The sequence below is a fragment of the uncultured Zoogloea sp. genome (assembly GCF_937894855.1).
GTDB classification, from domain to species: domain Bacteria; phylum Pseudomonadota; class Gammaproteobacteria; order Burkholderiales; family Rhodocyclaceae; genus Zoogloea; species Zoogloea oryzae.
This window is the reverse complement of the sequence record NZ_CALAYQ010000207.1, coordinates 41,311-64,319: the sequence shown is the minus strand read 5'-3', so window position 1 is coordinate 64,319 and position 23,009 is coordinate 41,311. Positions and strand designations below refer to the sequence as shown.

Annotated in this window: 25 protein-coding genes and 1 pseudogene; 12 read left to right on the top strand and 14 right to left on the bottom strand. The window is 66.3% G+C overall.

Annotated features, from left to right (window positions below; translation table 11 throughout):
• Both purU and Q0672_RS22530 read left to right on the top strand, forming a co-directional pair.
• Window positions 1–575, top strand: a 575-nt coding sequence (gene purU, locus Q0672_RS22535; RefSeq protein ID WP_298626259.1) for a formyltetrahydrofolate deformylase, incomplete at its 5' end; no start/stop codon positions are given.
• Window positions 576–1,138: 563 nt separating this feature from the next.
• A complete protein-coding gene (locus Q0672_RS22530) occupies window positions 1,139–1,939 on the top strand; it encodes a PEP-CTERM sorting domain-containing protein (RefSeq protein WP_298626256.1) in 801 nt (266 codons plus the stop codon).
• Window positions 1,940–2,007: 68 nt separating this feature from the next.
• Here the strand turns inward: Q0672_RS22530 and Q0672_RS22525 are convergent, their stop codons facing one another.
• Window positions 2,008–2,340, bottom strand: coding sequence for a zinc ribbon domain-containing protein YjdM (locus Q0672_RS22525; RefSeq protein ID WP_298626254.1), 333 nt, complete (start codon window positions 2,338–2,340; stop codon window positions 2,008–2,010).
• Window positions 2,337–3,446 (bottom strand): tRNA (uridine(54)-C5)-methyltransferase TrmA, encoded by a 1,110-nt coding sequence (gene trmA, locus Q0672_RS22520; RefSeq protein ID WP_153160574.1) that lies wholly within the window; start codon window positions 3,444–3,446, stop codon window positions 2,337–2,339. Before trmA ends, Q0672_RS22525 begins: the two co-directional genes overlap by 4 nt.
• Window positions 3,447–3,750: 304 nt before the next feature.
• On the opposite strand from trmA, the gene Q0672_RS22515 reads away from it, so the two are divergent.
• Window positions 3,751–4,365: a PEP-CTERM sorting domain-containing protein gene (locus tag Q0672_RS22515; protein WP_298626251.1), complete on the top strand. Its 615-nt coding sequence runs from the start codon at window positions 3,751–3,753 to the stop codon at window positions 4,363–4,365.
• Window positions 4,366–4,504: 139 nt separating this feature from the next.
• On the opposite strand, the gene Q0672_RS22510 is transcribed toward Q0672_RS22515, so the two are convergent.
• The 4 genes from Q0672_RS22510 to Q0672_RS22495 all read right to left on the bottom strand — a co-directional run bounded on the left by Q0672_RS22510 (window position 4,505) and on the right by Q0672_RS22495 (window position 7,852).
• Complete coding sequence (locus Q0672_RS22510; protein WP_284188697.1) at window positions 4,505–4,981, bottom strand: hypothetical protein; 477 nt, start codon at window positions 4,979–4,981, stop codon at window positions 4,505–4,507.
• Between the two features lie 162 nt (window positions 4,982–5,143).
• Complete coding sequence (amt, locus tag Q0672_RS22505; protein ID WP_153160576.1) at window positions 5,144–6,700, bottom strand: ammonium transporter; 1,557 nt, start codon at window positions 6,698–6,700, stop codon at window positions 5,144–5,146.
• A gap of 14 nt (window positions 6,701–6,714) precedes the next feature.
• Entirely contained in the window at window positions 6,715–7,053 is a 339-nt protein-coding gene (gene glnK, locus Q0672_RS22500) for a P-II family nitrogen regulator (RefSeq protein WP_153160577.1), read from the bottom strand.
• Between the two features lie 49 nt (window positions 7,054–7,102).
• Entirely contained in the window at window positions 7,103–7,852 is a 750-nt protein-coding gene (locus tag Q0672_RS22495; RefSeq protein WP_298626246.1) for a TorF family putative porin, read from the bottom strand.
• A gap of 265 nt (window positions 7,853–8,117) precedes the next feature.
• Between Q0672_RS22495 and Q0672_RS22490 the strand changes: the two genes are divergently transcribed.
• The 7 genes and pseudogenes from Q0672_RS22490 to Q0672_RS22460 all read left to right on the top strand — a co-directional run bounded on the left by Q0672_RS22490 (window position 8,118) and on the right by Q0672_RS22460 (window position 14,226).
• Window positions 8,118–8,375 (top strand): accessory factor UbiK family protein, encoded by a 258-nt coding sequence (locus Q0672_RS22490; RefSeq protein WP_298626243.1) that lies wholly within the window; start codon window positions 8,118–8,120, stop codon window positions 8,373–8,375.
• A 66-nt stretch (window positions 8,376–8,441) separates the two neighbouring features.
• The gene (locus Q0672_RS22485; RefSeq protein ID WP_298626240.1) at window positions 8,442–9,017 is read left to right on the top strand and encodes a YceI family protein; all 576 of its coding nucleotides are present in this window, start codon (window positions 8,442–8,444) and stop codon (window positions 9,015–9,017) included.
• Between the two features lie 61 nt (window positions 9,018–9,078).
• Window positions 9,079–10,329 carry a hypothetical protein gene (locus Q0672_RS22480; RefSeq protein ID WP_298626237.1) on the top strand — a complete coding sequence of 417 codons (1,251 nt, stop codon included), beginning with the start codon at window positions 9,079–9,081 and terminating at the stop codon, window positions 10,327–10,329.
• A gap of 64 nt (window positions 10,330–10,393) precedes the next feature.
• A complete protein-coding gene (locus tag Q0672_RS22475; protein WP_298626234.1) occupies window positions 10,394–11,893 on the top strand; it encodes a YifB family Mg chelatase-like AAA ATPase in 1,500 nt (499 codons plus the stop codon).
• 27 nt (window positions 11,894–11,920) lie between these two features.
• The gene (locus Q0672_RS22470; RefSeq protein WP_298626232.1) at window positions 11,921–12,316 is read left to right on the top strand and encodes a hypothetical protein; all 396 of its coding nucleotides are present in this window, start codon (window positions 11,921–11,923) and stop codon (window positions 12,314–12,316) included.
• Between the two features lie 48 nt (window positions 12,317–12,364).
• Window positions 12,365–13,567: pseudogene (locus Q0672_RS22465) on the top strand (multidrug effflux MFS transporter); the annotation flags it as partial.
• Entirely contained in the window at window positions 13,564–14,226 is a 663-nt protein-coding gene (locus tag Q0672_RS22460) for a hypothetical protein (protein WP_298626229.1), read from the top strand. The pseudogene Q0672_RS22465 and the gene Q0672_RS22460, both read left to right, overlap by 4 nt.
• Before the next feature lie 51 nt (window positions 14,227–14,277).
• Here Q0672_RS22460 and Q0672_RS22455 read toward each other — a convergent pair whose 3' ends face one another.
• Window positions 14,278–14,823, bottom strand: a complete 546-nt coding sequence (locus Q0672_RS22455; protein WP_298626226.1) for an NUDIX hydrolase — start codon at window positions 14,821–14,823, stop codon at window positions 14,278–14,280.
• A 96-nt stretch (window positions 14,824–14,919) separates the two neighbouring features.
• Between Q0672_RS22455 and Q0672_RS22450 the strand changes: the two genes are divergently transcribed.
• Complete coding sequence (locus tag Q0672_RS22450; RefSeq protein WP_298626223.1) at window positions 14,920–15,630, top strand: hypothetical protein; 711 nt, start codon at window positions 14,920–14,922, stop codon at window positions 15,628–15,630.
• 97 nt (window positions 15,631–15,727) lie between these two features.
• Window positions 15,728–16,678, top strand: coding sequence for a hypothetical protein (locus Q0672_RS22445; RefSeq protein WP_298626220.1), 951 nt, complete (start codon window positions 15,728–15,730; stop codon window positions 16,676–16,678).
• Window positions 16,679–16,717: 39 nt separating this feature from the next.
• Here the strand turns inward: Q0672_RS22445 and Q0672_RS22440 are convergent, their stop codons facing one another.
• From Q0672_RS22440 to Q0672_RS22410, 7 genes are all read right to left on the bottom strand, one after another.
• Window positions 16,718–17,257: a putative metalloprotease CJM1_0395 family protein gene (locus Q0672_RS22440; RefSeq protein ID WP_298626217.1), complete on the bottom strand. Its 540-nt coding sequence runs from the start codon at window positions 17,255–17,257 to the stop codon at window positions 16,718–16,720.
• Window positions 17,258–17,287: 30 nt separating this feature from the next.
• On the bottom strand, window positions 17,288–17,941 hold the full coding sequence (locus Q0672_RS22435) for a hypothetical protein (protein ID WP_298626214.1): 654 nt from the start codon (window positions 17,939–17,941) through the stop codon (window positions 17,288–17,290).
• A 210-nt stretch (window positions 17,942–18,151) separates the two neighbouring features.
• Window positions 18,152–18,871, bottom strand: a complete 720-nt coding sequence (locus tag Q0672_RS22430; protein ID WP_298626211.1) for an ABC transporter ATP-binding protein — start codon at window positions 18,869–18,871, stop codon at window positions 18,152–18,154.
• The gene (locus tag Q0672_RS22425) at window positions 18,868–19,656 is read right to left on the bottom strand and encodes an ABC transporter ATP-binding protein (RefSeq protein WP_298626207.1); all 789 of its coding nucleotides are present in this window, start codon (window positions 19,654–19,656) and stop codon (window positions 18,868–18,870) included. The genes Q0672_RS22430 and Q0672_RS22425 overlap by 4 nt, the downstream gene beginning before the upstream one ends.
• On the bottom strand, window positions 19,653–20,753 hold the full coding sequence (locus Q0672_RS22420) for an ABC transporter ATP-binding protein (protein WP_153160592.1): 1,101 nt from the start codon (window positions 20,751–20,753) through the stop codon (window positions 19,653–19,655). Before Q0672_RS22420 ends, Q0672_RS22425 begins: the two co-directional genes overlap by 4 nt.
• Before the next feature lie 14 nt (window positions 20,754–20,767).
• Window positions 20,768–21,700, bottom strand: a complete 933-nt coding sequence (locus Q0672_RS22415; RefSeq protein ID WP_298626202.1) for a branched-chain amino acid ABC transporter permease — start codon at window positions 21,698–21,700, stop codon at window positions 20,768–20,770.
• A gap of 114 nt (window positions 21,701–21,814) precedes the next feature.
• Window positions 21,815–22,927 (bottom strand): branched-chain amino acid ABC transporter substrate-binding protein, encoded by a 1,113-nt coding sequence (locus tag Q0672_RS22410; protein WP_298626199.1) that lies wholly within the window; start codon window positions 22,925–22,927, stop codon window positions 21,815–21,817.
• Window positions 22,928–23,009 lie beyond the last annotated feature (82 nt).

Here is a 23,009-nt window from a genome sequence, read left to right as displayed (position 1 = left end):
TCTCCAAGCAGGAACACTGCCTCTACGACCTGCTGGCCCGCTGGCAGTCGAAGGAGCTCGACATCGAGATCCCCTGCGTGATCTCCAACCACGAGACCTTCCGCGGCTTCGTGGAGTGGCACGGCATCCCCTTCCACCACGTGCCCGTCACCCCCGACAACAAGGCCCAGGCCTACGCCGAAGTGCAACGCCTGTTCGAGGAATCCCGCGGCGACACCATGGTGCTGGCGCGCTACATGCAGATCCTCTCCCCCGAACTGTGCGCCGCCCACCCGGGCAAGATCATCAACATCCACCACAGCTTCCTCCCGAGCTTCGTCGGCGCCAAGCCCTACCACCAGGCCTACACCAAGGGCGTCAAGCTGATCGGCGCCACCTGCCACTACGTGACCGCCGACCTCGACCAGGGCCCGATCGTCGAGCAGGACGTGATCCGCATCGACCACTCCGATTCGGTCGAGGACATGGTCCGCTACGGCAAGGACATCGAGAAGGCCGTGCTGGCCCGCGGCCTGCGCTACCACCTCGAAGACCGGGTGCTGATCCACGGCAACAAGACCGTCGTGTTCCGCTGACACCCGCTCCGCGGTCCGCCACCACCCCGCGTCGCCCCGCCGGCCTTTCGAGGCCGGCTTTTTTTCGTCCGGACCCGGCGACCGGAATGGGTCATTCATCGACCGTGAAATAAGTCGCTGTAAGGATTTTCGACAGACCCGAATCGGGCGGAGGAACGGGAAACCCCCAGAACATTTCACTCCCCGGCTGCGCCCCAATTCGGGCCGCACGCGGCAAGGGCTCGACATCAAATCAATTTCCGCCGCGCAGAAGATCACACCCCAACCACGAATATGGCTTGCCATCTATTTCGACACAATTGGTCGAATTCCTTCGCTGCAATTCCATCGCGCGAAATTATGCACAGACCGGGCATTCACACCCTGCCAGACCGGCGTTACGCCCCCCAAGTCGGGGTGTTTTACATATTTTTGTAAATTAATTGCAAGCCACTTTGAGCAAACCAGATAAGACCATGAATTGAAAGAACTCTCAGCAGAATCAGCGGCTGGCATGCCGATTGCTAATAATGGCTGAACAAATCCGATTCAATCATCAAAATCAAGACGCAGGCCAGACAATCATGACTTTCAAGAAAGCCGCACTATCCATTCTCTCCGCTGGCCTGTTCGGCCTTTGCATGCAGTCGGCCAATGCCTCACCCTTTGCAGCATTGGCCGACATTGAAGGCAGCAACGCAGCCTTCACTACCACCAACCCCCATAGTGGCTCGGTGAACGACGGCGGCTTCGATGCCTTCGATACCTTCGGTTATTACCCCGACGGCCTTCCGTCCGGCATCAGCCTTCAGCGCACCGTCAATCTGCTGGCCGGTACCAATACCTACCGCTGGGTGGACAGCTTCACCAACACCGGCAGCAGCACCTTCTCGGGCCAGGTCCGTTTCTACGGCAACCTCGGATCGGACGGAAATGAGGTGGTGACCACCAATACTGGCTTCATGAAAGTCAGCAACGAATACTGGGCAGGCTCCGGCACCTGGGACCCGGTGCTGGCGCTGGTCAACGGCAACAACGCCTGGGCGCTCGCCAACACTTCTGCTGGCATCACCCCCAACGATTACAACGACTACATCACCCTGAACCTCGCCGCCGGCCAGTCGATCTCCGTGGCGCACTTCGCGATCCTGGTTCGCCCGGACGATTCCTCCAACTACTACAACGCGAGCGCCTCGGTCGCCAGCGCCACGGCCCTGGCCAATGCCCTGATCGCCGACCCGAGCGCCTACTGGACCGGCCTCTCCGCCAGCCAGGTCAGCCAGATCGCCAACTTCAGCACCAACGCCGTACCGGAGCCCGCCAGCCTGGCGCTGCTGGGCATCGGCCTGGCGGGCCTGATGGGAGCCCGTCGCAAGCAGGCTTGAGCCTTTCCAGCGCAAGCAAAAAAGGCCACGCATTGCGTGGCCTTTTCTATTTCGGGGCTGGCGCGGGTTCAGGCCTTCTTCACGAACTCCGACTTTAGCTGCATCGCGCCGAAACCTTCGATCTTGCAGTCGATGTCGTGGTCGCCATCCACCAGGCGGATGTTCTTGACCTTGGTGCCAACCTTCACCACCGACGACGAGCCCTTGACCTTCAGATCCTTGATCACGGTGACGCTGTCGCCGTCCTGCAGCACGTTGCCGTTGGCGTCGCGCACCACCTTGGCCTCCTCGACCGGCGCGGTCTTGGGCCACTCGTGGGCGCATTCGGGGCAGACGAAGTTGTCGCCGTCTTCATAGGTGAATTCGGACGAACACTGGAGGCACTTGGGCAGGCTGCTCATGCGGGTTCCTTGGCGGCGGCGCGGCGCTTCAGCAGCAGGCCGCACTCGAGGTGATGGGTGTAGGGAAACTGGTCGAAGGCCGCGGCGGCGGCGATCTCGTGGGTGTCGTGGAGAGCCGCGACGTTCTCCTGCAGCGTATTGGGATTGCAGGAGATGTACAGGATGTGGTCGAAACCCCGGGCCAGGGCGACGGTGCCGGCATCGAGGCCGCTGCGGGGCGGATCGACGAACAGGGTCGAGAAGCGGTAGCCGGCCAGATCGACGCCCTGCATGCGCCGGTATTCGCGGCCGCCGGCCAGCGCGTCGCTGATCTCCTGGCTGGCCATGCGCACCATGGTCACGTTGGCCACGCCGTTGGCCTCGAGGTTGAAGTGGGCGGCCTGCACCGAGGGCTTGCTCATCTCGGTGGCCAGCACGCGGCCGAACAGCGGCGCCAGGGCGATGGTGAAGTTGCCGTTGCCGCAGTAGAGCTCCAGCAGGTCGCCGCCGATGCCGGCCACCTGGGCGCGGGCCCAGCCGAGCATCTGGCGGTTCACGCCGCCGTTGGGCTGGGTGAAGCTGCCTTCGATCTGCTTGTACTTGAGCTGGCGGCCATCAAGCTCGAACTCCTCCAGCAGCCAGTCGCGGCCGATGACGATCTTCTGCTTGCGGCTGCGGCCGATGAGCTGCACGCCCATGTCGGCGGCAAGCTCGGTGGCGGCGGCCTGCCAGGCGTCGTCGAGGGGACGGTGATAGACCAGGCTGATCATCAGCTCGCCCGACAGCGTGGCGAGGAATTCCACCTGGAAGATCTTGCGCTTGAGGGGCTCGCTGGCCATCAGCCGGTCGCGCAGCACCGGCATCGCAGCGGCGATGGGGCCGGCAGCGGGCGCGAAGGCGTCGAGCACGATGGCCTGCTTGGGGTCGGCCGGGTCGAACATGGCGTAGTCGACCCGCGGGCCCTCGTGCCACATGCGGAACTCGGCGCGCAGGCGATAGGCCTCCCGCGCGGATTCGAAGACCGCCGGCTCGGGCAGCCCGAAGGCGGCGAAATCAGCCTTGTAGCGCGCCACCTTGTCGGCAAGCTGGGCGGGGTAGTCGGCGGGGTTGAAACTGGGCAGGGGCATGTCACGCACGGAACGGCCGACGGGGCCGGTCCGATCACAGATAAGGGTGGGGGCGAGGGGCGGAATATACGCCTGTCGGCCGGACAAGGGAAAACACCGCCCTCACGATCTTCCATTCGTGCCAGGTGTCGGATTTATTTACAAAATGCACTTACCCGGAAGTCACTTTTAGCCACAACAATCTGTAACCAATTGAAAATTCTTAAAATTAATATTAACAACAAATATTGGAACAAAAAATGCTTGAGCTAGGCGATCCATCACAGAACGCCGTCGCTGCGAATCCACCACAAGGAAGACAAACATGAAGAAAACGCTACTCTCCACTTCGCTCTACCTCTCCGTCTGCTGCACAGCACACGCCGCACCTACCTTGCTGACCAGTGCCGCAGACTCATCCCTTGCTGGCGCAGCGACCCTAGACTTCAATGCCGAACCCCTAGGCTCGTTCACTTCGAGAATCTTCAGCGGCGCAGTAACCTTCAGCGCGATCGACCATCTGTTCGTCGAGAACACCTACGCGGGCCTCTACGCGGCAACAGGGAACTACTTGTCCAACCAAACTAACCCGAACCCGACCAATATCGGCTTTAGCGCGGGGGTCTCCGCTTTCGGCTTCAACTGGGGCGCAGCCGACCAACCGTGGGTCCTGGAGGTTTTCGACACAGCGAGCAACCTGATCGGCAGCTTTAACATTCCGGCCCAGACGGACCCCTATGCCGGCTTCATCGGCATCAATGGCGGTGGCCTCACCATCGGATCCGCGCGCCTGACCAATCAGAGCGACTATGGGTACGACTACTTCCTGATCGACGATTTCAAATTCGTCAGTGCAAACCAGAACAATATACCCGAGCCAACCAGCATCGCACTGCTGGGTCTCGGTGTGGCGGGCCTGATCCGTCGCCGCAAGGCCTGACAGCGCGGGTTCCGGCATATCAATGCACTGGTGGAAGGGTCCTCCCCTTCCACCAGTGCATGCTTGCTGTTTTGGCCGGGGATGTGCCCGGCCCGATGCACGAGATCGTCGCAGGCCTGCGCGGCCTGTTACTACTATCTCACACCAGGCGCACCTGCCAGCGATACCAGCGGGCGGACAGCCGCTCGGCCAGGGCGCCGGCCATCGCGTCGAGCTGGGCGTCGAAGCTGCCGTCCTTGCCGCCGGCCAGGAAGGCGATCTTGTTGCTCCAGCTCACCGCCACGCCCGGGCAGAGTTTGCCATCCACATCCACCGCCTCGTATTCGAAGGCAACCCGGCCCCACTGCTCCATGTTGAAGATGCGCGCCATCTCGCCGCTCTGCACGGCGATCACGTAGGTTTCGACGTAGGCGGCAAAATCCTGCTCATCGGCGTATTCGCGCACTTCCGCTTCGGGCGGGCGTTCGACGGCGTTGCAGGGGCCGAGGGCGATGACGAGGCAGGCATCCTTGTAGAGCGCCTGCATGCGCTGCATGAGATTTTCGCTGGGGCCGTTCTCGGCCAGCGCCTTGAGCAGGGCGTCCTGCTCGATCTTGAACTGTTCGTACTTGTCCATGCGTGGTCGGGTGCGCCGCGATCCGGGATGGCCCGCGTCCGCGCCCGTCGATAAGAAAACCGGCGGAGACTAGCAGGTTGTCGCCCATCCTGCAGGCCTGCCCCAAAAAACAGGACGGGCGCCCTAAGGCGCCCGCTCTGCTTGCTACCGGAGGAAAGCCGCTTACATGTGGTACGCGGTTTCGCCGTGGGAGGTGATGTCGAGGCCTTCGCGCTCTTCGTCTTCCGGCACCCGCAGACCGATGAACATATCCACCAGCTTGTAGGCGATGAAGGCGACGACGGCGGACCACACGACAGTGATGCCGACGGCGGTAGCCTGGATGATGACCTGGTCGGCGATCGAGTAGCCGTCAGCGACCTTGTTGCCGACGTAGTCCCAGATGCCAGCGCCGCCGAGGGACGGGGAGGCAAACACGCCGGTCAGGATCGCACCGAGGATGCCGCCGACGCCATGCACGCCGAACACGTCGAGGGAGTCATCGGCACCGAGCATGCGCTTCAGGCCATTCACGCCCCACAGGCAGACCACACCGGCCAGCAGACCGATCACGACCGCACCCACCACGCCGACGAAGCCGGCAGCCGGGGTGATCGCCACGAGACCGGCAACGGCACCGGACGCAGCGCCAAGGCCGCTCGGCTTGCCCTTGATGATCCATTCAGCCATCAGCCAGGCGAAGGCTGCAGCAGCGGTGGCCACCCAGGTATTCACGAAGGCCAGGGCGGCAACGCCGTTGGCTTCGAGGGCGGAACCGGCGTTGAAGCCAAACCAGCCCACCCACAGCAGCGAGGCGCCGACGATGGTCAGGGTCAGGCTGTGCGGGGCGAAGGATTCACGACCGAAGCCGATCCGCTTGCCAACCATGAAGGCACCGACCAGGCCGGCCACGGCGGCGTTGATGTGCACCACGGTGCCGCCGGCGAAGTCGAGGGCGCCCTTCTGGAACAGGAAGCCAGCCGTCGCAGTGGCGGCATCGGCCGCTTCAGCGGAGGTGTAGGCATCCGGGCCCGCCCAGTACCAGACCATGTGCGCGACCGGCAGGTAGGAGAAGGTGAACCACAGCACCGAGAACAGCAGCACGGCCGAGAACTTGATGCGCTCGGCGAAGGCGCCGAGGATCAGGCCGACGGTGATCGCCGCGAAGGCGCCCTGGAAGGCCACGTAGATGAGTTCCGAGACGACCACGCCCTTGGTGAAGGTGGCGGCGACGGAATCCGGTGTGACGCCCTTCAGGAAGACCTTGTCGAGGCTGCCGAAGAAGGCGCTGCCTTCGGTGAAGGCGATCGAGTAGCCGTAGAGGACCCACAGCACGCTGATCAGCGAGAACACCGCGAACACCTGCAGGAGCACCGACAGCATGTTCTTGGCACGCACCAGGCCACCGTAGAACAGGGCCAGGCCGGGGACGGACATCAGGATCACAAAGGCGGTCGAGACGAACAGCCAGGCGTTGTCACCCTTGTTGGGGACGGGCGCCGGCGCCGCTTCGGCCGGAGCAGCTTCGGCCGCCTTGGCCTCGGCAGCGGGGGCCGCCGCTTCGGCGGCCTTGGCGGCAACCGGGGCTTCGGCAGGCTTGGCGTCGGCGGCGGGCGCCGGCGCGGTCACTGCAGGCGCGGCCGCAGCGGCGGCCGGAGCCTCCGCCTTGTCCTGTGCCAGCGCAGAGCCCGCAAAGCTGACCGCTACGGTGGCCAGCAGGGCTGCGAACAGTTTTTTCATGATGGCACGCTCCCTTACAGCGCGTCGGCACCGGACTCGCCGGTACGGATGCGGATGGCTTGTTCCAGGTCGAAGACGAAGATCTTGCCATCACCGATCTTGCCGGTGCTGGCCGCCTTTTCGATGGCTTCGATGACCTGATCGAGGATGTCGGTGTTCACCGCGGCTTCGATCTTCACCTTGGGCAGGAAATCGACAACGTATTCCGCACCACGGTACAGCTCGGTGTGGCCCTTCTGACGGCCGAAGCCCTTGACCTCGGTCACCGTGATGCCTTGCACGCCGATGGCGGACAGGGCCTCGCGGACTTCGTCGAGCTTGAAGGGCTTGATGATGGCGGTAACGAGTTTCATTTTGGGGTCCTCTGCTGGGCGGCCACGAGGACCGCCTGGCGGTTGGAAATTAGAAGGTGCGGGTCAGGGAGAACAGCACGCGGCCCTTGCCCAGATCCTTGCCGTAACCGTTGGTGTACCAGGCTTCGCTGGCGTTGGTGGTGATGTAGCTGAGGCCCACCACGGTGCCACTGAAGTCCTTGGTCACGCCGACCTTGTAGTCGGTGTAGCTGGCGCCGTTGGAGCTGGAGCCATTGACCTTCTGGCGACCGATGTGACCGATCAGGTTGACGGTGGGAACCAGTTCATAGGTGGCGGTCAGGTCCAGGTAACCGGAGTTCTTCGAGCCCACCCAGCCGAACAGGTCGGAGAAGGAGTGGGAGTACTTCAGGGTCAGGAAGGTCCAGGTGCCGGCGACGTAGCCTTCCAGGGTGTTCGGGTTGTTGCCGTAGCCGGTGCCCGGGTAGAAGTACTGCAGCAGACCCACGTCGTAGCCAAAGTCGCCGACGGTGTTCTTGTAGCCGCCGTAGAAGTCCCACTCGAGGCTGTTGCTGGTGGTGCTGTTGGCGTCAGACAGCCAGGACACGTTGGAACCCCAGGTGCCGGCGTAGAGGCCGCTGGCATGGGCGTAATCGACACCGCCCTGGAGGGCCGGCTTGCGGTTGGTCTGGCCGATACCGCGGTAGAGGTATTCGGAAACCACGCCGACGTTGCTGGTGAAGGTGTGCTCGGGGGCCGGGGCGGCATCCGCGGCGCTCACCAGGGTGGGCAGGGCGACGCCGGCGGCGATCAGGGCGGAAGCGATGACGGACTTGCGCATGATGAGAATCTCCAGGTGGTCAAAGTTGGTGAGCACACATAAGCAACCGGTGCGCCAGTTTGCAAAACCTTTTAAAAAATATGGACATAGCACTGACAGGCGCGTTTTGTTGCAGCGCATGAAATCCCGCCGACGCACCAGTTTGGAATCATGCACCAATAATGGGCGCTCTTTTGGTGCGCCCCGGCCTCGGCGCAGCCACCTCGGGACGGTGCTAAACTCAAAACCATCCCGACGATCTCAATTGCCAGTGAGGAACGCAGTCATGACCAACCCGAAAATCCTCGACGAAATCGGTGCCAAAGTCTCCGAACTCCTCGCCAACAGCCCCGCCAAGGACATCGAGAAGAACGCCCGCGCCCTGCTCGCCAGCGGTTTTTCCAAGCTTGATCTGGTGACCCGCGAGGAATTCGAAGTACAGCGCGAAGTGCTCACCCGTACCCGCGAGAAGCTCGCCGACCTGGAGCACCGCGTCGCCCGCCTCGAAGCCGAGCTGGCGAGCCACCCGCCCGCCCAGGACTGAGCCACCACCGCCGCAATCCCGAGGGCGCCACGGCGCCCTCTTCTTCGTCCGCCCCACGGAGCCGCCATGAAAACCACCCTCGCCGCCCCCCTGCTGCTCGCCCTCGCCGCCGTCACCGCGCCTGCCCTGGCCGCCCCGGCCGGCTACACCATCGACCCGAACCACACCTTCCCGGTATTCGAGGTGGATCACCTGGGCTTTTCCACCCAGCGCGGCCGTTTCAACAAGACGAGCGGCCGGATCACCCTCGACACCGCCGCCCGCCAGGGTTCGGTGGACGTCACCATCGACGCAGCATCCATCGACATGGGCTTCGCCAAGTGGAACGACAACATGCGCGGCGAGAACTACTTCAACACCGACGCGCACCCGACCATCACCTTCAAGGCCGACCGACTGATGTTCGACGGCGAGCGCCCGGTCTCCGCCGAAGGCAGCCTGACGATGCTCGGCGTCACCCGCCCCGTCACCCTCACCATCAACCGCTTCCGCTGCGCCCCGCACCCCCTCAACAAGCGCGAGACCTGCGGCGCCGACGTGGTGGCGACCCTCAAGCGCTCCGAGTTCGGGATGACCAAGTACATCCCGTCGGTGGGCGACGACGTGCGCCTGCTGATCGCCGTCGAAGCCTTCCGCGAATAAGCGCGAAGCCCTGTCACACACCACAGCTACCCTGCCCGCCCCACCACCGCTCCCCGACGCCATGGTTCACCGCATCCGCTCCGGCCTCCTGATCCTCGCTGCCGCGTTGGGCCTCTCCGGCTGCGCCAGCGTCGGCCCCACCGCCCTCGACGACACCCGGCTGCAATACAACGAGGTGGTCAAGCGCACCACCGAGCAGCAGCTGCTGCTCAACATCGTGCGCCTGCGCTACACCGACACGCCCAGCAGCCTCGGCGTGTCGGGCATCGCCGCGCAGTTCGAGCGCAGCCAGAGCGTCGGCCTGCTGCCCTTCTTCACCGCGGTGGGGGGCGACGCCAGCCGGGGCAGCTTCACCGCGGTCCTGCCCCAGGCCCAGATCATGGGTGCGGACCGCCCCACCTTCAGCCTCACCCCGCTGGACGACCAGGAATTCACCCGCAAGCTGTTCACCCCGCTGCCCCTCGACGGGGTGATCTACCTCGCCAAGACCACCTGGCCCATCTCCAAGGTCTTCCGGCTCTATCTCGAAAACCTCAACTGGGTGCCCAACGCCCAGACCGCCAGCGGCCCCACCCCGCGGGAGGCGCCGCCGGTGAGCGATTTCCTGCGCGGCGTGGCAGCCCTGCAGACCTTGCAGGACCGGGGCGCCATCGTCTTCGGCCTCACCGAGCAGATCGACCAGGTGGGCGGCAACCTGCCGTCGGGCGTGGTGTCGGCCACCGACCTCATCGAAGCCAGCAAGAACGGCCTCGAATACCGCCCGGCCAGCAACGGACGCGGCTGGCAACTGGTCCGCCGCAGCACCGTGCCCGTGCTGCGCCTTGATCCGGACGCGCTCAGCACCCCCGAGATGCGTACCTTCGAAGAGGCCTTCCACCTGCGCCCCGGCGTCACCGAGCTGCGCATCACCCAGGAAGCCCTCACCCCCTTCCGCTCCGCCCTGCCGAAAGACGGCGTCGCCAGCCTCGACCTGGAAACCCGCTCCCTGCTGCAGGCGCTGTACTACGTGAGCCACGGCGTGGATGTGCCCGCCGAACACCGAGCCCGCGGTCTCGCCACCATCACCCGCGACGCCGCCGGCCGCGAATACGACTGGAACGAGGTGATGCGCGATCTCTTCCACGTGCGCACCAGCCCCGAGCGCCCCAACCATGCCCACGTGGCCGTGCAGTACAAGGGCCAGTGGTTCTACGTGGAAGAATCCGACCAGGACACCAAATCCACCTTCTCGCTGCTGGTCGAGCTATCCCGCCTCGAACTCGCCGGCAAGACCGGCCCCGGCCCGCAGCTCACCCTGCCGATCGGGCGCTGAGGCCCACCTGTAGAAATCCACAGCCCCAGGCGATACACTTCGCATTTTTAATGCGGAAGACATCATGAGCCTGGCCGTTCTTGCCAGCCGCGCCCTCGTCGGCCTGCAGGCACCCGAAGTGTGCGTCGAGGTGCATCTGGCCAACGGCCTGCCGGCCTTCACGCTGGTGGGCCTGCCCGACGTGGAAGTGCGCGAAGCCCGCGACCGGGTCCGCGCCGCCCTCCAGACAGGGCAATTCGAGTTTCCCCAGCGTCGGATCACGGTCAACCTCGCCCCGGCGGATCTACCCAAGGAAGGCGGCTGCTTCGATCTCCCCATCGCCCTGGGCATCCTCGCCGCCTCCGGGCAGATCCCCGCCGACAAGCTCGACCACTACGAATTCGCCGGTGAGCTCTCCCTCACCGGCGAGCTGCGCCCGGTGCGCGGCGCCCTGGCGCTGGCCCGGCAGGCCGCCGAGCGCGGACACATCCTGATCCTGCCCGCCGCCAACGCCCCCGAAGCCGCGCTGGTGAATGGCGTCACGATCCTCCCGGCCGCCAGCCTGCTGGCGGTGGTCGCCCACCTGTGCGGGCACACGGTCATCGAGCCTTACGCCGGCGCCCCCCTCGTCCAGGCCCCGGACTACCCGGATCTTGCCGACGTGAAAGGCCAGAGCCAGGCCCGCCGCGCCCTCGAAGTCGCCGCCAGCGGGCAGCATTCGCTGCTGTTCTACGGCCCGCCGGGCACCGGCAAGTCGATGCTCGCCCAGCGCCTGCCCGGCCTGCTGCCGCCCATGGGCGACGCCGAGGCGCTCGAGAGCGCGGCGGTGCAATCGGTCGAGGGCAGCTTCCGCCCCGAGCGCTGGCGGCAGCGCCCGATGCGGGCGCCGCACCACTCTGCATCCGCGGCGGCGCTGGTGGGCGGTGGCAGCACGCCGCGGCCCGGCGAGATCAGCCTCGCCCACCACGGCGTGCTGTTCCTCGACGAACTCCCCGAGTTCGACCGGCGCGTCCTCGAAGCCCTGCGCGAGCCCCTCGAAACCGGCCACATCACCATCTCCCGCGCCGGGCGTCGCGCAGAATTCCCAAGCCGGTTCCAGCTAATCTGCGCCATGAATCCTTGCCCCTGCGGCTATCACGGCCACCCGGACGGCCGCTGCCGGTGCACGCCAGACCAGATCGCCCGCTACCGGGGCAAGCTCTCCGGCCCGCTGCTCGATCGCATCGACCTGCTCCTCGAGGTGCCCACCCTGCCGGTAGCCGACCTGCAGGGCGCACCGGCAGGCGAAAGCTCGGCGGCAGTGCGCGCCCGGGTCGCCAGGAGCCGCGCCATCCAGCACGCCCGCCAGGGCAAGCCCAACGCCCTGCTGGCCGGCGCGGAGATCGACCAGTGGTGCCAACCGGACGAAAACGGTGTCAAACTGTTGCGAACGGCCATCGAACGCCTGCGTCTCTCGGCACGCGGTTACCATCGAATCCTCAAAGTCGCGCGTACAATCGCAGACATGAGCGAGGCCGAGGTCATCCAGGCCGCCCATGTGGCCGAAGCCATCCAGAGCCGCCGCGGCCTCACCGCTTTCATCTGATCAAATCCATCAAGCAGGAGTCTCCCCGTGGCATCCACCCCGTCCGCCGGCGCGCCCCGCGCCAAGAACTGGTTTCTGTGGTTCGTCGGCTTCGTCGTCGCCCTCGTCGCCCTGGCCGCCGCCTACACCTGGCTGGTGCTCAGCTGGGGCTATTCCTCGGGTGAACGCGCCGGTTACGTGCAGAAGTTTTCCCAGAAGGGCTGGCTGTGCAAGACCTGGGAAGGCGAACTGGCGATCGTCGCGATCCCCGGCAGCATGCCCGAGATCTTCAAGTTCACCGTGCGTGACGACAAGGTTGCCGCCGAGATCAACACCGTGATGGGCAAGCGCGTCGCCATCAGCTACGACCAGCACCTGGGCATCCCCTCCACCTGCTTCGGCGAGACCGGCTACTACGTGAGCAAGGTCCACGCCGTCGAGTAGGAACCCCGCCCCCTACGGGGTGTCGAATCGCACCCCGCCCCGGAACACCTCTCCATGCCCTATGTCCAGCTGGCGGCGCTGCTTGCAGCGCTCGCCACCGTCGGTCCATTCTCGATCGACACCTACCTCCCGGCCCTGCACGCCATCGGCGCCGACCTGGGCGCCACCACCGTCCAGACCCAGCAGACCCTCACCGCCTACATGCTGCCGATGGCGCTGATGGTGCTGTGGCACGGCGCTCTCTCCGACGCCTACGGGCGCAAGCGGGTGATCGTGGTGTCGATGCTGCTGTTCACCCTGGCCTCGGTGCTATGCGTGTTCGCCGGCAGCATCGAGATGCTGCTGGTGGGCCGGGCGCTGCAGGGCATCAGCGCCGGCGCCGGCATGGTGGTGGGCCGCGCGGTGGTGCGCGACCTGCACGACGGCCCCGCCGCCCAGCGCCTGATGAGCCACGTGAGCATGGCCTTCGCCCTCGGGCCGGCCATCGCCCCCATCCTCGGCGGCTGGATCTTCAGCGCCTTCGGCTGGCGCGCGGTGTTCGTCTTCCTCGCCCTGCTGGGCCTCGTGCTGGCGGCGCTCACGGTCTGGAAGCTCGACGAGACCCATCCGCCGGAAGCCCGCCACCCGCTGCATCCCGGCCCCCTGGCGCGGCGCTACTGGGGCGTGTTCACCTCGCCCGGCTTCCTGCTCCTCACCTTTGCGGTGAGCTACAACTTCAACGGTTTCTTCCTGTACGTGCTGTCTGCGCCGGTGTTCCTGATCCAGCACCTGGGGCTGCCGGAAACCGGCTTCGGCTGGTTCTTCATCCCCACCGTGAGCGGCATGATGGCAGGCTCGGCCCTGTCTGCCCGGCTGGCCGGCGCGCTATCCCCGGCCCGGACGATCGCCCTGGCGCTGGGCATCATGATCCTCGCCGCAGCCATCAATCTCGCCGTCACCAGTCTGATGGCGCCGGGCCTGCCCCAGTCGGTGCTGCCCATCATGCTGTACACCTTCGGCATGGCCATCGGCATGCCCAGCCTGACCCTCCTCGCGCTGGATCACTTCCCCACCCACCGGGGCCTCGCCTCCAGCTGCCAGAGCTTCCTGCAGATGCTGGTCAGCTCCATCACCGCCGGCCTCGTGGCCCCCGCCCTGTGGGATTCGGTGGGCAGCCTCGCCACCGGCATGCTGGCCAACCTCGCCGTCGGCCTGGGCTGTGCCGGGCTGTGGTGGGCCCTGTACCACCGCCGCGGAGGCCAGCCCGCATGAACTGGGCCGAGAGCATCGACCTGTACTGCGAGCGCACCGGCCCCGGCCTGTGGGCGGAGCCCTTAAACGCCCTCACCAACCTCGCTTTCCTCGCCGTGGCCGCCATCCTGTGGCGGCGGGCCGGGCGTAACGCGCCCTTCGACCTGCGCCTGCTGATCGGCCTGATCGCCGCCGTGGGCGTGGGCAGCGGGGTTTTCCACACGGTGGCGACCCGCGGCACCGCCATCCTCGACATCGGCTTCATCGCGATCTTCGTGGTGGCCTATTACCAGCGCTTCCAGGTGCGCGTGCTTGGCCGCAGCACCGCCGCCGCCTGGGCCGGCGTCGGCCTCTTCCTGATGCTGACCGGCGGCTTCGTCGCCGCCACCCGGCTGCTGCCACCCCTGCCCCTGAACGGCTCCGACATCTACCTGCCGCCTTTCGTGCTGCTGCTGGCCTGTGCGGCCCGGGCCCGACCACGGGCGCCAGCCGTCGCCCGCTGGCTGACGATGGCCTCCGCCCTCTTCGTGGTGAGCCTCACCTGCCGGGCGGTGGACCAGCTGGTGTGCGCCGCGTGGCCGGTGGGCACGCATCTGGGCTGGCATCTGGTGAATGCTGCGATGCTCTACTGCTGCATGGCCGGGCTGCTCGCCGCCCCCCGCTACCGCCGCTTCGGCTGAACACAAACAGGGCGCCCGAAAGCGCCCCGTCAAAGCAGCCACCGCAACGAATCAGCCCTTGCCCAGCTCCCGCTCGGCCCAGAACAGCGCGGTGATCGTCTTGCCGTCGGTGATGCGGCCGTCGAACACCGCGGCCCGCGCCTCGTCCAGCGTCAGATAGACGATCTCCAGAAACTCCCCCTCATCCCAGGCGTGGCCCACGTGCTTGAGGCCGGTGGCGAGGAAGATCTCGATGCGCTCGTTCGAGTAGCCGATGCACGGGTGCATCACGCCCAGGTGACGCCAGTCGTCGCCCTCGTAGCCGGTTTCCTCCTGCAGTTCGCGCCGCGCGCAGGCCAGGATGTCCTCGTCCGGATCGAGCTTGCCGGCCGGCAACTCGAGGAAGGCCCGGTGCAGCGGATAGCGAAACTGCCGCTCGAAGATCAGCCGGCCGTCGTCACACACCGGAATCACCAACACCGCGCCCGGATGCTTGATGTACTCGCGCACGCCGCTCTTGCCGTCGGGCAGGCGCACCTCGTCGCGAAAGACGTTCAGCAGGCGGCCCTGGAAGACCGGTTCGGAGGTGAGTTGTTCTTCGTGCAGTGGATCGTTCATGCCGGAGGCTCCGGGTAATGGCAAAGGGTGGAAGGATGGCACCCGTCCGCCATCGTGACCAGCCCCCGGGGCCGTCTCCGGCATAATCGCGGCATCGTGACCGCCACCCTGCCTCCCGCCCTCCCGACGCTGCGCGACCAGCTCCTCGACCCCACCGGCGGGCTGGTCTATCACCTGCGCGCGGCGCGCCACCGCCGTCGCCTGTGGGCGCCCTTTCATGCCACCGTGGCCGGCTGGCTGGGCAGCTGGCAGCCCGGACGGCAACAACTGGTGATCGTCGGCCCCAACGCCGGCTACGCCCTGCCGGAAGGCTTTCTCGCCCGCTTTGACCGCGTCACGGCGCTGGAGCCCGACCCCATCGCCCGCTGGCTGCTTGCCCGCCGGCCCGACGCTGGCCGGCTCGTCTTCGACCGCCTCGACTGCCTGACGACGCCCGACGGCCTGGCGCGGCTGGCGGCGCGATTTCCCGATGCGGCGGTCCTGTTCTCCAACGTCCTCGGCCAGCTCGACGCCCCCGGTGAAAGCTGGGCCGAACTGCTCGCCCGCCATCTGCCCGCGCACCCTTGGGCGAGCTACCACGACGTGATCTCGACCACCACGCCGCCCACCCGCGACACACCCTGCACGGTGACGGACGACGCAACGCTGGCCGACGTGATCGCTCGGTTCTGGACGGGGGGTGAGCTTGCGGTGACGGACCACGCCACCTTCCGCCTGGGCGGCGCCGGTCCGCGGCGCTACGCGGTGTGGCCGATCACCCCGCGGCGCTGGCATCTGGTGGAATGGGCGGAGCACGCCCCCGCCTGAAGCGCCGTTCATAAACTATGCAACGCCACTGCAGATCGGTTTGGTGAAACAATCCAGGGCTGCCTCCACCGCTCTGCTACGAAGCCCGCTCACCGCCATGACCAAGAAAACCGCATTCCTGCGCGCACTGTTCGCGCTCCTGGCCTGTCTCTCCGGGCTCGCCCACGCCGGCGAGTGGATCGCCGACGCAAACCAGTGCCAGGTCTGGAACCCCTTCCCCGCCCCCGGCGAAACCGTCGTGTGGAGCGGCGAATGCAAGAACGGCCGGATCTCCGGCCCCGGCACCCTGACCTGGTCCCGGAACGGCAGGTTCAGCTCGCGGGAAGACGGCAACTTCATCGACGGGAAACTTCAGGGTGAAGGCTCGGACACCCTCGCCAACGGCGACAGCTACGAGGGCGATTACGTCGACACCATGTTCCAGGGCTTCGGCGTCTTCAAGAACGCCTGCTGCGGCCCGAACAGCTGTCCCGACAGCTGCGTGAAGCGGGGCTGGTGGCAGGACGGCAGGCTTCAGCACGCCTGCGCGTCGCGGGAGGCCTGCCAGAAGATCGTGAAGCTGGAAAACCTCGTCCGCAAGGCCGAACGGGAACTTCGCTGCGACGATGCCCAGAAGCTCGACCAGGAACTCAAGGCCCTCGCCCGCGGCGTGCTGGACTACGCCAGCTGCGCCAGGGAGCGCCAGTTCAACCAGACCCTGAAAAGCAGCGATCCCCAGGAGATGTACCTGGCTGCCGGCCGCTACGAATCCGACGGCGACCGGGGTCGGGCCAAAGCGGTCTATCGGCGGATGGTCGATCGTTTTCCGAAGCATGCGATGGCCATCAAGGCCACCGACCGGCTGACCCGCCTGGCCGACGTGGAGTCGGTGGAGGCCTCCAACCAGAACGCCATCAACCGGATGGAAGATGCCCAGCGCGAGGCCCGCAGCGCCTCCTACAACCAGTGCCTGAACCGCTACTCCGCGTGTCAGAGCAGTTGCGACGGCCTGCGGGATTCGTCCTCGCGGAACAGCTGCCGGAGCGGCTGCGCCTCCTGTTCGCGCTGACGTTACCCGCGCGCTGACGGCACCGGAGCGCGCGACCGCTCAGGCGTAAGTATCGACGCGGCTGCCGCTGCCCGCACCGGCGCTGGTGATGGCCGCGTAGCTGGCGGCGAGGCCGCTGGCGTTGGCGGAAATTTCATTGTCCTGCGCATCGCCCGAAGGCTCGGCGGACGACATCTCCATCCGCGCCTCCATCGCCATCCGGTCGGCCTGGCTGGCGACCTGCCGATCCTGCGCCGACGGGTCGGCCGGCGCGAGGGCGGCGGAGCGGATGCGTTCGGCCCGGGCGAGGGTTTCTTCCGGCGTGCGGCCCTGGGAGACATCGATGCCCACCTCGCCACCGACGGCGTAGCGCTTGCCGTCCGGGCCGGTCTCGTAGGTAAAGCTGGCACCGTGGGTGATGAGCCCCGAACCGGCGGCCATGTGGGCCGATTCGTGGGCGCGGACGACCCGGTCGCGGGCCTGCAGGCGATTGACGACCTGCTGATCGGACTCGGACAGGGCCGATCCCGCCGCCTGTCCGGCGGCGCCTGTGGAACGCAGGGTGGGGGCCGAAGTAGCCCCGAGCGCGGAAACCGACATGCGTGGGAGGGAAATGCGCGTTACTGGCGCTTAAAGCCTAGACCGAAAAAAGCGCTTCGTCAGCTTTGCGCCCGCGATATTTCGCCGGGCACCCGTGCCCATGCGCCGCCGCGACAAGGCCAGCAGCCCCATGCCCAGCAGCAGCAGCGTGCCAATCGCCGGCTCGGTGACGGCAACGACCACTGGCGTCTGGGTGCCGGAAAAACGGCCCGCCCCGGTAAAGCCAAGGCCGGTGACAAAGGCGGTCGGGTCGGCCGGATCAAGCCCGGCGGAGACCTCGATGCCGGTCACCTGGAAGCGATCCACGCCGGCCGCGCCGAAATCGTAGGCCATGCCCCCGGCCAGATTGCCCGCCAGTAGCTGCAGCGCGCCAGCGGAATCGAAACCGAAGAGGTCATACAGGCCGTCGCCGATGCCGGCGGGCAGCAGCACCGAGCGAAAGTTGGGGTCGCCGGCGCCGGTGGCGTAGGTGTAGCCCACCGCCACGTAGGGGTCGATGTAGAAGGTTGCGCCGGGAACGACGGCCACATCGAAGCGAAAGCTGCCGTCGGCAACGGCCACCGGCAGGTGCACCGCCGGCCCGACCACGACGGACAGCGCCGGCAGCGGGGCCATGAAGACAAGGGCGAGGACCGCCGGACGGAGCAGGCGGAAGATCGGGTTGAGGGCGTTGAGGAGCGTCATGCACTGATCCGCTATTGTTGTCGTTTTCTGACATCCGCATGAAAGTTACGGGGGTCAGATCAACATCAAGCAATTTGCGCACCAAAGCGTGAAAAACCTGACACAGCGCGGCATACAGTTTTACACCGACACCCAAAATGGGCGTCGGTGTAAAAAATCCTGACAGCATCCACGGCCATCGGCGAGACCCGCCGGCGGCGCTGGACGGCGCTACACCTCGCCCAGATACGCGGCGCGCACCTTCGGATCGGCCAGCAGCGCATCGCCCGAACCAGTGAGGGTGATGTGGCCGGATTCCATCACGTAGGCACGTTGGGAGAACTCCAGCGCAAGGTTGGCGTTCTGTTCCACCAGCAGGATGGTCACGCCCTCGGCGGCCACGGAGCTGATCACCTCGAAGATCTTCTCGACTACCAGCGGCGCAAGACCCATGGACGGTTCGTCGAGGAGCAGCAGCTTGGGCCGCGACAGCAGCGCCCGGCCGATGGCGACCATCTGCTGCTCGCCGCCGGAGAGCGTGCCCGCCACCTGCTGGAGCCGCTCCTTGACCCGCGGCAGCATGGTGAACACGCGCTCCAGGTCGGCCTCGACGGCGTCGTCGTCGCGCCGGCAGTAGGCGCCCATGCGCAGGTTTTCTTCGACGGTGAGACGGGTGAAGATGCCGCGGCCTTCGGGCACCAGCGCGAGGCCCTGGCGCAGGCGCTTGTGGGCGGGCAGCTTTTCGATGCGCTGGCCGGCATATAGCAGCTCACCGCCGGCGATCGGCAGGGTGCCGGCGATGGCGTTGAGGGTGGTCGTCTTGCCCGCGCCGTTGGCGCCGATCAGGGAGACGAGCTCACCGGTGGCGAGTTCCAGGTCGATGCCTTTGACCGCCTCGATGGCGCCGTAGGCGATGCGCAGGTCGCGCAGTTGCAGGATAGGAGCACTCATGCCGCCGCCCCCGCCTTGGCGGTGCCTTGGCCGCCCAGGTAGGCGGCGATCACGGCGTCGTTCTGCTGGACCATGGCCGGCACGTCTTCGGCGATCTTCTTGCCGAAATCGAGCACGGCGAGGCGGTCGCACAGGCCCATCACCAGCTTCACGTCGTGCTCGATGAGCAGCACGGTCACGCCGTCGTGGCGGATGGTCTGGACGAGTTCGCGGAGCTTGGCGGTTTCGGTGGCGTTCATGCCGGCGGCGGGTTCGTCGAGGGCCAGCAGCTGCGGCTCGGTGGCCAGCGCGCGGGCGATCTCGAGGCGGCGCTGATCGCCGTAGGAGAGGTTCTTGGACACGGTGTCGGCAAAGCGCTCGATGCCCACGTAGCGGAGCAGTTCGAAGGCGCGTTCGGTGATCAGATGTTCCTCTTCCTTCGCCTGTCGGGTCTGCAGCAGGATCGAGAAGGGGTTGGCGCGGGAGCGGATGTGGTGGCCGGCCATCACGTTTTCCAGCGCGGTCATCTCGCGGAACAGACGGATGTTCTGGAAGGTGCGCGCGATGCCGGCGGCCACCACCAGGTGCGGCTTGCCGGTGGGCAGCTCGGTGCCGTTGAAGACCAGCTCGCCTTCTTCGGGCACGTAGGCGCCGGTGAGCACGTTGAAGAAGGTGGTCTTGCCGGCGCCGTTGGGGCCGATGAGGCCGTACACCTCGCCCTTGCGGATGGTCAGCGACACGTCGGACAGCGCGGTGAGGCCGCCGAAGCGCTTGGTGATGTTCCTGGCTTCGAGGAGGGTGATCACGCCTTGCCCTCCTTGCCCACGACGAGTTCGGGCTTCGAGTAGCGGCTGTGGGCGGGGATCAGGCCTGACGGGCGCAGCAGCATCATGAAGATCATCGCCAGGGACAGCAGCAGCATGCGCAGCACTTCGGGATCGAGGATGACCTTGTCGAAGACCGCCTGCTGCACCGGCACCGCCACGTAGCGCAGCACCTCGGGCAGCGCGGTGAGCGCCAGCGCCCCGACGATCACGCCGGCCAGGTTGCCCATGCCACCGAAGACGATCATCGTGAGCACCGCGATGGATTCCATCAGAGAGAAGCTCTCGGGCGACACGAAGCCCTGAAAGGCCGCGAACAGCCCGCCCGACACGCCGCCAAAGGTGGCGCCGAGCGAGAAGGCCAGCAGCTTCATGTTGCGGGTGTTGATGCCGATCGCCTTGGCCGCCAGTTCGTCGTCGCGGATCGCCGCCCACGCCCGGCCCACCCGCGACACCTGCAGACGCTGCACCAGCAGCACCGACAGCGCCACGAAGGCCAGGAACACGTAGTAGTACAGGAACAGCGAGTTGATGGTGATCTCGTCGCCCACCTTGAGGGGCTTCGAGATGTCCCAGCCGAACAGCACCAGCGGGTCGATCATGTTGATGCCCTGGGGCCCGTTGGTAATGTTGATCGGGTGGTTCAGGTTGTTCATGAAGATCCGCACGATCTCGCCGAAGCCCAGGGTGACGATGGCGAGGTAGTCGCCCCGCAGGCGCAGCGTGGGCAGGCCCAGGATGATCCCTGCCAGCGCCGCAAACGCCGCCCCCATCGGCAGCACCAGCCAGAAGGGCAGATGCAGCTCGAAGTGCGGCGAGGCGAGGAAGGCGAAGGTGTAGGCGCCCACCGCGTAGAAGGCGATGTAGCCCAGGTCGAGCAGGCCGGCAAAGCCCACCACGAGGTTGAGGCCGATCGCCAGCATCACGTAGAGCATGGCGAAATCGAGGATGCGCACCCAGGTCTTGCCGAACAGCATGGCGATGAGCGGCGCGCCGAAGGCGATGGCGAGCACCACCCAGCGGGCTGCCGCCGGGTTGCGCTTGCCGAGATACGGAATGGCGAGGGCGAGTTCGTTCATGGTGACAGTGGTCCTCAGGCGCGGTCGGCCACGCGTTCGCCGAGCAGGCCGGTGGGCCGGAAGATCAGCACGATGCCGAGGATGAGGAAGGCGAAGATGTCCTGGTAGCTGGAGTTGAGGAAGCCGAAGCTCATGTCCTCGATGTAGCCGGCGCCGATGGATTCCACCAGCCCCAGCACGATGCCGCCCAGCATCGCCCCGGCCAGGTTGCCGATGCCGCCCAGCACCGCCGCGGTGAAGGCCTTGAGGCCGGGCATGAAGCCCATCGCGTAGTGGGCGATGCCGTAGTTGGACGAGTACATCACGCCCGCCACCGCGGCCAGCGCCGAACCGATCACGAAGGTGGCGGCGATGATCTTGTTGGTGTCGACGCCCATCAGGCTGGCGACCCGGTGGTTCTCGGCGGTTGCGCGCATGGCGCGGCCGAGGCGCGTCTTGTTGACCAGCAGCACCAGCCCGATCATCAGCACCGCCGATACCACGAGGATGACGATCTGCACCGGGGTGATGAATACGCCGGCCACCGGCTCGATGGGCGTGGTGGAAACCAGCTGCGGGAAGGTGTGGTAGTTGCGGCCCCAGATGATCATCGCGAGGGTCTGGAGCAGGAAGGACACGCCGATGGCGGTGATCAGCGGGGCCAGCCGCGGCGCGTTGCGCAGGCGACGGTAAGCGGTGCGCTCGACGGTGTAGCCGAGGATCATGCACACCACGACCGAGATGCCGAGCCCGGCGAGCAGCGTGGGCACCAGGCCGAGCTCCGGATAGTGGGTCTGCAGCAGGCTGATGGCTTCGAGGGCCACCAGCGCGCCGACCATCAGTACGTCGCCATGGGCAAAGTTGATGAGGCCGAGGATGCCGTAGACCATCGTGTAGCCGAGGGCGATCAGCGCATACACGCTGCCGACCACGAGGCCGTTCACGGTTTGCTGGAGGAGGGTTTCCATGGACGATGCGACCCGGAGAGGATGGAGAAGCAGGAGGGCGATTGTAGTCCGGCGGCAATCAGGCGATGCCGCCGGGCCGGAGCGCGCCGAGGCCGCTCCGGCAGGGAACGCGTTTTACTGCACCGGCTCCCACTTGCCGCCCTTGAACTGATAGACGGTGACGGCGCCATCCTTGATGTCGCCCTTGGCGTCGAAGGCGACCGTGCCGATCACGCCGGGGAAGTTGACCTTGCCGATGGCCGGAGCGTACTTGGCCGGGTCGGACGAGTTGGCGGCCTTCATGGCCTCGATGATGGCCGAGGCGGCGTCGTAGGCGTAGGGCGCGTAGATCTGCACGTCGGCGTTGAAGCGCTTCTTGAAGCGGGCGTTGAAATCCTTGCCGCCCGGCATCTTGTCCAGCGGCAGGCCCGGCTGAGTGCAGTAGGCGTTGGGGCCGATGGCGTCGCCAGCCAGCTTGATGATCTCGCCGGTACAGCCGCCGTCGCCGGTGATGAACTTGGCGTTGATGCCCAGCTGCTTGATCTGCTTGAGCATCGGGCCGCCCTGGGTGTCCATGCCGCTATAGACGATCACGTCCGGCATCTTGCCCTTGATGCGGGTGAGGATGGCGAGGAAATCGGTGGCCTTGTCGCTGGTGAATTCGCGGGTGACCACGGTGCCGCCGCTGGCCTTGACGGCCTTGTCCACCTCGTCGGCGAGGCCCTGACCGTAGGCGGTGCGGTCGTCGATGATGGCAACCTTCTTGCCCAGGGTGGTGGCCGCGTACTTGCCGATGCCCAGCCCCTGCTGCACGTCGTTGGCGATGGTGCGGAAGGTGGCCTTGAAGTTCTGCTGGGTGAGCTTGGGGTTGGTCGAGGCCGGCGAGACCTGCGGAACACCGCCTTCGTTGTAGATGCGCGAGGCGGGGATGGAGGCGCCGGAGTTGAGGTGGCCGACCACGCCCTTCACGCCCGCATCCACCAGACGCTGGGCCACGGTGGTGGCGGTCTTCGGGTCGGCCGCATCATCTTCGGCCATCACTTCGAACTTCACCTTCTTGCCGCCCAGGGTCACGCCCTTGGCGTTGTATTCCTCGACGGCGAGGCGCACGCCGTTCTCGATGTCCTTGCCCAGGTGCGACTGGGTGCCGGTGAGCGGCGCGGCGGTGCCGAGCTTGACGACTTCCTGGGCCTGCACGGCGGATGCACCAAGACCGAGCACGGCAAGGGCGACAAGGGTGATTTTCATGCGGTTTTCTCCTCTGGAGGGTTCAGGCAAGGCGTTTCAAGCAAATTTGGCGCCACGCGCGCGGCGCCGTGTCGATCGTTTT